General features: G+C 66.8%; 6 protein-coding genes, 1 pseudogene and 1 riboswitch. Of the genes and pseudogenes, 5 read left to right on the plus strand and 2 right to left on the minus strand.

Going from position 1 to position 8669, the window contains the following annotated elements:
* Together AC5E6L_RS11835 and AC5E6L_RS11840 are read right to left on the minus strand one after the other, a co-directional pair.
* Positions 1–225, minus strand: a pseudogene (locus AC5E6L_RS11835) (ABC transporter permease); the annotation flags it as partial.
* Between the two features lie 10 nt (positions 226–235).
* Entirely contained in the window at positions 236–1804 is a 1569-nt protein-coding gene (locus AC5E6L_RS11840) for an ABC transporter substrate-binding protein (protein ID WP_491773510.1), read from the minus strand.
* A 159-nt stretch (positions 1805–1963) separates the two neighbouring features.
* A riboswitch (cobalamin riboswitch) is annotated at positions 1964–2169 on the minus strand.
* A gap of 116 nt (positions 2170–2285) precedes the next feature.
* Between AC5E6L_RS11840 and AC5E6L_RS11845 the strand changes: the two genes are divergently transcribed.
* The 5 genes from AC5E6L_RS11845 to AC5E6L_RS11865 all read left to right on the plus strand — a co-directional run.
* Positions 2286–3851 carry a helix-turn-helix transcriptional regulator gene (locus tag AC5E6L_RS11845; RefSeq protein WP_491773512.1) on the plus strand — a complete coding sequence of 522 codons (1566 nt, stop codon included), beginning with the start codon at positions 2286–2288 and terminating at the stop codon, positions 3849–3851.
* 72 nt (positions 3852–3923) lie between these two features.
* Entirely contained in the window at positions 3924–4958 is a 1035-nt protein-coding gene (locus AC5E6L_RS11850; RefSeq protein WP_491773514.1) for an ABC transporter permease, read from the plus strand.
* Positions 4959–4999: 41 nt separating this feature from the next.
* On the plus strand, positions 5000–5842 hold the full coding sequence (locus tag AC5E6L_RS11855) for an ABC transporter permease (protein ID WP_491773520.1): 843 nt from the start codon (positions 5000–5002) through the stop codon (positions 5840–5842).
* On the plus strand, positions 5839–7542 hold the full coding sequence (locus tag AC5E6L_RS11860; protein WP_491773516.1) for a dipeptide ABC transporter ATP-binding protein: 1704 nt from the start codon (positions 5839–5841) through the stop codon (positions 7540–7542). The genes AC5E6L_RS11855 and AC5E6L_RS11860 overlap by 4 nt, the downstream gene beginning before the upstream one ends.
* An 8-nt stretch (positions 7543–7550) precedes the next feature.
* Positions 7551–8669, plus strand: a 1119-nt coding sequence (locus tag AC5E6L_RS11865) for a hydantoinase/oxoprolinase N-terminal domain-containing protein (RefSeq protein ID WP_491773518.1), incomplete at its 3' end; no start/stop codon positions are given.

Genomic DNA, 8669 nt, shown 5'->3' on the forward strand with positions numbered 1-8669 from the left:
GCCGCCCAGCCAGTCGAAATACTGAATGGGCAGGGGACGGTCCAGACCGAGCGCGATGCGCATGGCCTCGATCTCTTCGGGGGTCGGCGCATCGAACCCGTTTTGAGCAAGGGCGTCGGCGACAGGGTCCCCCGGCGCGATGACGCCGAGGGCAAAGGCGATGACGGTGGCGCCGACGAGGACCGGCACGGCCAGCATCATCCGGCGCAGCGTATAGCCGAGCATCGGGTGACGATCAGTCGTCGGACCAGGCCGCACGCGGCAGCGTCGTGCCGTAGACCCGCTGCTCAAGCCCCACAACGTCCACATGATGCACGATCACGGTCGCATCGTTCATCAGCGGAACGGTGGGCAGGTCACGGGCGGCCAGGCGCTGGATCTGCGCATAGAGTTCGGCCCGCTCGACCAGATCGAGCGAGGCGTTCGCCGCATCGATCAGCGCGTTCATCTGCGGATTGTCGTAACCCAGGCTGAAGGCCATGTTCTGGTTGCCGCCGGCGCGCAGATAGCTGTTGAAGAGCGTCGCCGGATCGGCGTTGGGCAGACCCTGGATACGCATGGCGATATCGTATTCGCCCCGGCGCATGGCTTCGTTGAACGCGCCACCGTCCATGACCTCGATTGCGACATCAAGGCCGATCGGCGCCAGCATGAACTGGATCAGCTCCGATTGCGCGCGGTAAGGGTAGCGGCCAAGGCCCCAGGAGGGAACGAGCATCCTCACCGAGGCGCGCCCACCGCCGAGCACCGCGTCCGCGAGCTCTGCGGCGCGCCCGACATCGTGCTCGATCGGGATATCGATGTGGAACGGGTTGGTCACGTTCAGGAAGTTGACCGTCGGCGTCGTGAAGCCGCGATAGAGTTCGACGATCTGATCGCGATCGATCGCCAGGCTGATCGCCTGGCGCATGCGGGCGTCGGCCAGCGGCCCGTCCGTGCCGTTGATGTGCAGATAGTGCGAGATGCTGGACGGGTTGTACGAAATCTCGAACCGGGGGTCCTGCGCCAGGCCGACCGCCTGCTCGGGGGGCATGGCGCCCAGATCCATCACGGCGACGATCTCCTCGGCGCGGAAGGCGGCCGCGCGCGTATCGGCATCGGGAATGGTCCGCACGCGAATGCGCTGCGTGCCGGCCGGCGCGCCCCAATAGCCGTCGAAACGCTCGATCACGAGGTCGACCTGCGGATCGTGCGCGACCAGCCTGAACGGTCCGGTGCCGATCGGAAACCGGGAGAAGTTGCCCTCGTCATCGAAGCTGTCGGGATGGACGACGGGCGAGGAGAAGTTGACCATCGCGTATGGCAGGGTCGGACGCGGCGCATCGAAGACCATGGTGAACCGGGCGTCGTCGACCACATCGACGGAAACCAGGCCGGGATAGGAGCGCTCGACATTCATCGTGTAGAAGGGCGATCGCTTGGGGCTGACGTCGATCATGCGCTGGAAGTTCGCGACCACGTGCTCGGCCGTCATCGTCTCGCCATTGTGGAAGGTGACGTTCTGCCGGATCGTGAAGGTCCATGTCTTGCCGTCCTCGGACATCCGCCAGTCGGTGACCAGGTGCGGGACGGGCCGGCCGTCCTCGCCGCCGACGACCAGCGGCTCCCATACGTGCAGGATCGTCGAGGTGTAGTAGGCATCCTCCGGTCCGGGCGCCAGATCGCGCGGCGCGGCCATGACCATTTCGCGGGTTTCGGCGAGGGCCGGCGCGGCCGCCGGGACCGCGGCCAGGACTGCGGTCGAGACCGCAAGGCCGATGGCGGCAAGCGGCGCCGCAAGGCGGTTCGTGAAAGCGTTCGGCATTGTGCTCCTCAGTCTTTGATATGGCGCGGCGGCATCGCCGGCCGGTTTGACCAAAGAGAGCGTCGGACGCGCGCATGGAAGCGGTCCGCCTGGCCGGCCCATGCGCGCTTGGCGCGCGGGACCCGCCGCACGGCCGTCACCGCAACCCCTCGGCGGTGCCCGAACTCTCGGTGAACGGCAGGTCTCCTGGCTTGCGATTCGAGCGCCGGTGTCTTGCCTTCCCGGCCCTACGGCCAGTGGCATCGACGACATCGGCTCATCGCCTACAGTTGCGAGGACAGCTTCGGCCTTGGCCCCGATTTGGGTCGCCGCACCGAATTCCCTATTCTCCACCCTTTCGGGCGGCACCGTTGCGACGCCATTGGTAAGCATTGCTCGATGGGGGAACAAGCGAAATCGGACATGTGGATGTCGAAAGAGCGCACGGGCGGGCAGGGCTCGCGATGTTGCCGGCGGTCGCGGCCGATGGCACGATGGCGCCATGAACACCGACACCGTGATCGACAGGGCCGTCAGGCCGAGCCGGGCCCTGGCCGCCAATGTCCTCGACCGCTTCGCCGCCGGCGACATCGACACCGCGATGCGGCGGTTCGAAACCGGCGGTGGCGATCTTTTCGCGTTCATCCACGGCTACGCGCCGCTGGGCAGGATCATCGAGGCGGCGCCCGAAGGGCTTTGGCGCGACAATGAAGCGTTTCTCGGAGCGCTGTGCATGCATCTTTGCAAGCAGGGGCGGGCGGGCCGCGCCCGCGCCTGTCTCGACGATCCAGCGCTCGATTTCGAGCCGACGATCCGGGTCGAGATGAGCCGGCTGCTCGTCTCGATCCATCTGGGCGACCCGATCAGCCAGGAGAGCATCACGCGCTGGAAGCAGCTTGAGCGCCGCCTGCCGCTCGGCTCGCCGCTGCGCGAGGGGCTCTATCACAATGCCATGCTGGCGAACCTGGTTCGGCTCAACCGGCTCAACGAGGCCCAGACCTCCGGGCGGCGCGCGCTTGAAAGCTATCGCGCGGCCGGCCACGCCTATCTCGAACACTTCATCCACCTGCATCTGGCCGACCTCAGCATCATCGAGGGCCATCTGCGCATGGCCCGCCGCCATACCGATGCCGCCGAGCGCCTTCTGCGCCACGCCGGCACGCGTTACCGCAACGAATACGACCTGATCGAAACCCTGCGACTGACCGCCGCCTACGAGATCGGCGCGATCGAGGCCGTTCCGTCTCGCGCGCAGTCGCTGCGGCGCAGCCTGGTGGCGGGCGACAGCTGGGCCGAAATCTTCATACAGCTCTGCCGGATCGGCACCATGGCGAGCTTCTTCCAGTCCGGGCGCGACAAGGCCATGCGCTATCTGGAGGCATGCCAGGTCGACTTCAGCCGGCGGCACGGCTGGCATGCGCCCGCGCTCGATCTGGTCCACGCCGAAATCGAGCGCCTCGACTGCCGTGAGGACGCCTGTCGACAAGTCGTTTCGGCGGCACGCCGGTCGCCGATCCAGAGCGCGCTGGGTCACGTGCTCCTGCGCAACCTCAGTGAGGCGCACGCAGGCGATAAGGTCGTCGCGGCGCCCGGCCCGCGCGGGACGATCGTCGATGCGCTTCAGGCGGCCAAGCGCGCCTTCGAGGCGCGGGACGGCACGGCGCAAAGGCGGCATGTGGAGCGCGCGCTCCGGCTCGCGGTGGACGAGGGACACATCGCGCCTTTCCTCGAACATCGCGATGCCGTCGTCACGGTCGCAAGCCGCTTTGCGACGGGCCGGTTCGCACGCGGCCATACGCAGCTGGCCCGCATGACGCGCCGAACCCTTGAGAAGGTCCGCAGGAGCTATGTCGTGCCGCGCCCGATGCGCGCGCGCGGCATCGGCCACCGCCGCTTTCGGATCGTCACGGCGCTGCGGTCGGGCGCGACCAACAAGCAGATCGCCCGCAATCTGGGCATCTCGGAAGCCACGGTGAAGTACCACATCAGCAGCTTGCTGCGCGAATTCGAAGTTCGAAAGCGCGGTGAACTTATTGAAAAAATACAGGAAATCTCTGATTTTTGTTAAAACTAGACTTTTTTGTGCAAAGCTGTCCATTTTAATGCCTGCTGAGGAGCCGCCGTTTCTGCGAGGTTGGGCGTGGAGGTGGCATTGCTCGTCTATCTGCTCAAACGCGCCCTTTCGCTGCTGTTCGTCCTCGTCGGGCTTGCGATCCTGATTTTCGTCATCGCGAGGATCGTGCCCGGCGATCCCGCCCGCATCGCCCTCGGCCCGCTGGCCACCGCCGAGCAGGTCGCCCAACTGCGCCTCGAAATGGGATTGGACGCACCGGTCTGGGCGCAGTTGTGGTCCTATCTGACAGGGCTCGCGCAGGGCGATCTGGGCACGTCGCTTCTGACCAGCCGGCCGGTGATGGACGACATCATGGCCGCCCTGCCCGCCACCTTCGAACTGGTCCTGTTCACCGTCGTCGTGCAGATCGGCCTGTCGATCCCGCTGGGTGTCCTCGCCGCCATCTATCGCGACACCTGGGTCGACAACCTCACCCGCGTCATATCGCTGATCGGCGTGGTGACGCCGGGCTTCGTGCTGGCGATCGTCCTGCAATTGCTCGCCAGCCATTATTGGGGCTTTTTCCCCGTGACCGGGCGGCTCGACCCTTCGCTCGACTTCTCGGCGAACGTTACGGGGCTGCTGATCGTCGACGGGCTGATCGCGGGCCGCTTCGATGTGGTCGGCGACGCGATCCGCCACCTGCTCCTGCCCTCGATCGCGCTGGCGGCGGCCGGCATCGGCCAGGTGATGCGCATCACGCGGGCCGCGATGATCGAGGTGGCCGGACGCGACTTCATCGAGTCCGCGCGCGCCTACGGCATTCCCGAGCGCGTCGTCACCTTCCGCTACATGCTGCGCGTGGCCGCCGTCGCGCCGCTGACCATTCTCGGCCTCGAATTCGCCTCGCTGATCGGCAACGCCTTCATCGTCGAGTTCGTCTTTTCCTGGCCGGGCATCGCCAGCTACGGCGTGCGCACCATCCTGCAAAAGGATCTGAACGCGGTGATCGGCGTGGTCCTGGTCTCCGGCATCTTCTTCGTCGTCGCCAATCTGGTGATCGACATCATCCTGGGCGTGCTCGATCCGCGCCACCGCCTGCGCGCGAGGACGGGCGCGTGACGGCCGTGCTGCCCGAAGAGGCAGCCCAGGGCGAACGCACCATGAGTGCCCGCCGCATGGCGTGGTATCGCTTCACCCGAAACCCCGGCGCGATGGTCGGCGGCTTCATCGTGATCTCAGTCATCGGCGCCGCCGTCTTCGCGCCGTTTCTTGCACCCTCGCCGGAATCGGCGGGCGCGTTCGTCGACTTCCGCAACCGGCACAGCCCGCCAAGCTGGGACCACTGGATGGGCACCGACAATGTCGGCCGCGACATCTTGAGCCGCGTTCTTTACGGCTATCGCGTTTCACTGGGGCTCGTGGTCGGGGTGCTGGGCGTGGCCGTGCCGCTCGGCGTCGTGCTCGGCCTTGTCGCCGGGTATTTCGGCGGCTGGACCGAGACCGTCATCATGCGTTTCACCGACGTGATGCTGGCGCTGCCGCCGCTCGCCATGGCGTTGGCCATCACCGCCGTGCTGTCGCCCAACCTGGTCAACGCCATGATCGCCATCACGCTCCTGTGGTGGACCTGGCACACAAGGCTGATCTACCGGATCGTCAAGGCGCAGATGAACGAGGACTATGTCGAGGCCGCCAAGGTGGCGGGCGCCAGCCATGTCCATATCCTCTTCCGCGAACTCCTGCCCAATTGCGTCTCCGCCATCGCCGTCAAGATGTCGCTGGACGCGGGCTTCGTCATCCTGCTCGGCGCGTCGCTCTCCTTTTTGGGCCTGGGCATCCAGCCGCCGACGCCGGACCTGGGCACGATGGTGTCGACCGGCTCGGAATACATGCCCGAATTCTGGTGGCAGGCGCTGATGCCCGGCCTTGCGATCCTCTATGCGATCCTCGGCTTCAACCTGCTCGGCGACGGGCTGCGCGACATGATGGACGTCGAGCTGTGAGCGCGCCGATCCTCGACGTCAACGGGCTGACCATCGCCTTTTCCAGCTACGGCCGGACCCGCCGCATCCTGCACGACGTCTCCATGCGGGTGCGAAAGGGCGAGCGCGTCGCGCTGATCGGCCAGTCGGGTTCGGGCAAGACCGTGACCATGCGCGCCATCATCGGCACGCTGCCCATGCCGCCGGCGATCATCGAGGCCGGCACGATCCACTATGAGGGCCGCTCGCTGCTGACCCTGTCGCGCGCCGAGCGCAACCGGCTCAAGGGCACGGGCATGTCGATCGTGCTCCAGGACCCGCTTTTGTCCTTCAACCCGGTGCTGACCATCGGCCGGCAGATGGACGACATCGTCCGCTATGCCGATATCCGCCTTGGCCGACCCCGCAGCGCCCGCGACAGGCGGGACCACATCGTCGAAACGCTGCGCAAGGTGCAACTGGCGGACGGCGCGCGCATCCTTCAATCCTATCCGATGATGCTGTCGGGCGGCATGCGCCAGCGCGTCCTGATCGGCATGTCGCTCCTGAACGAGCCGCACCTTCTGATCGCCGACGAGCCGGGCACGGCGCTCGACGTGACCACCCAGCAGGAAATTCTCAACCTGCTCAACCGGCTGGTCGCCGAGGAAGGACTGTCGCTGCTGATCATCACGCACAATCTCGGCGTCGTCCGCGAGACCGCCGACCGGGTCAACGTGATGGAGCGGGGCCGCATCGTCGAGGCCGGGCCGCGCGAGCGGATCTTCGCCCGCAGCGAGCACCCCTATACGAAGCGGCTGATGGCCGCCGTGCCGCCGCTCTATGGCGACGGCGTGCGGACCGTCGAGAACGACGCCGAGCCCCGGCCCATGATCGAGATCGACGCCGTGACCAAGGATTTCGCGACGCGCGAGCGCCTCTTCAACCGCATCACCGGCAGCCACCGCGCGGTCGACGATGTGTCGCTGCGGATCGACCATGGCGACATTTTCGGCATCGCCGGCGAGAGCGGTTCGGGCAAGACGACGCTCGCCAAGATGATCCTCGGCCTGACGCCGGTGACCAGTGGCAAGATCAGGATCGACGGCCGGCCGGTTTCGGATTTCGCCGGCACCCAGGCGTTCCGCAAGACGGTCCAGATCGTCTATCAGAACCCCGGCTCGTCGCTCAATCGGCGCCGCACGGTGGCCGACCAGTTGGCGGTGCCGCTCAAGTTCACCGGCCACGAGGGCAGCAACATTGACGGGCGCGTCGCCGAGCTCCTGGAGATGGTCGACCTGCCCGCATCCTATGCGTCCATGTATCCGCACGAGCTTTCGGGCGGCCAGAAGCAGCGCGTCGCCATCGCCCGCGCGCTGTCGGTCAAGCCGCGCATCGTCGTGCTCGACGAACCGACATCGGCGCTCGACGTGCTGGTGCAGGCCACCGTCATCGATCTGCTGCACCGCCTGCGCGACGCGTTCGACCTGACCTTCGTCTTCATCAGCCACGATCTGAGCCTGATGCGCAATTTCTGCAACCGCGTCGCGGTGATGTTCCGGGGCCGGATCTGCGAGACCGGGCCGACGGCGCGCGTCTTCGCCGCGCCCGAGCACGCCTATACGCGCGCCCTGCTCAGCGCCATTCCGGTGCTGACAGAGGCCGAGGCGGCGCAAAAACCCAAGGTTACACGACAGGAGCGCGAGGCGGTTCTGGCCACCTCGACGGCGCTCGGCAATTGAGAGGGACCATGTTCAGAATAGGGATCGATGTTGGCGGAACGAACACGGACGCGGTGGTCATGGAGGGCGACCGCATCCTGGCCGGCGTCAAGTCGCCAACGAGCGAGGACGTGATGACGGGCGTCGTCGAAAGCCTGACCAGGGCGCTCGACCAGTCCGCCGTGCCCAAGGACCAGGTCGGCGCGGTGATGATCGGCACCACCCATTTCACCAATGCGGTGGTCGAGCGCCGGCATCTGGCGCGCACGGCCGCGGTGCGGCTGTGCCTGCCCGCCGCGCAATGCCTGCCGCCCATGGTCGACTGGCCAGACGACATTCGCGAGGCGGTCGGCGATCTGAGCTGGATGGCCAGCGGCGGCAACGAGTTCGACGGCAGGGAGATTTCCGCGCTCGACGAGGACGAGTTGAAGGGCATCGCCAACGAGATCGCCGCCAAGGGCATCGACACGGTCGCGATCTGTTCGGTGTTCAGCCCGGTCAATGACGAGATGGAGAAGAAGGCGATGGCGGTGCTGCGCGAGCGCCTGCCCGGCGCCGACTTCACCCTGTCGAGCGAGATCGGCCGCCTGGGCATACTGGAACGCGAGAACGCGGCGATCATGAACGCGTCGCTGCGCGCCCTGTCGCACCGCACGGTGGGCGCGTTCGCCAAGGCGCTCGAATCGGTGGAGCTGACCTGCCCCTATTTCATCACCCAGAACGACGGCACGCTGATGAGCCGCGATTTCGTCCAGCGCTATCCGGTTCTGACCTTTGCCAGCGGGCCGACCAATTCGATGCGCGGCGCCTCGTTCCTGTCCGGCCAGGCCGACGCCATCGTCGCCGATGTCGGCGGCACGTCGACCGATGTCGGCGCCATCGTCAAGGGCTTTCCCCGGCCGGCGTCGACCACCGTCGATGTTGGCGGCGTGCGCACCAACTTCCGCATGCCCGACGTCTTCTCCATCGCGCTCGGGGGCGGCACGATCGTTTCCGGTGACGGCGGCGACATGGCGATCGGGCCGCGCTCGGTCGGCTACCGCATCTTCGAGCAGGCGCTGGTCTTCGGCGGCGAGACGCTGACGACGACCGATGTCGCGGTCGGCCTGGGCCTGGCGGAGATCGGCGCTGCCGCGCCGGCACGCGCC

This window comes from Roseitalea sp. (genome assembly GCF_984466335.1).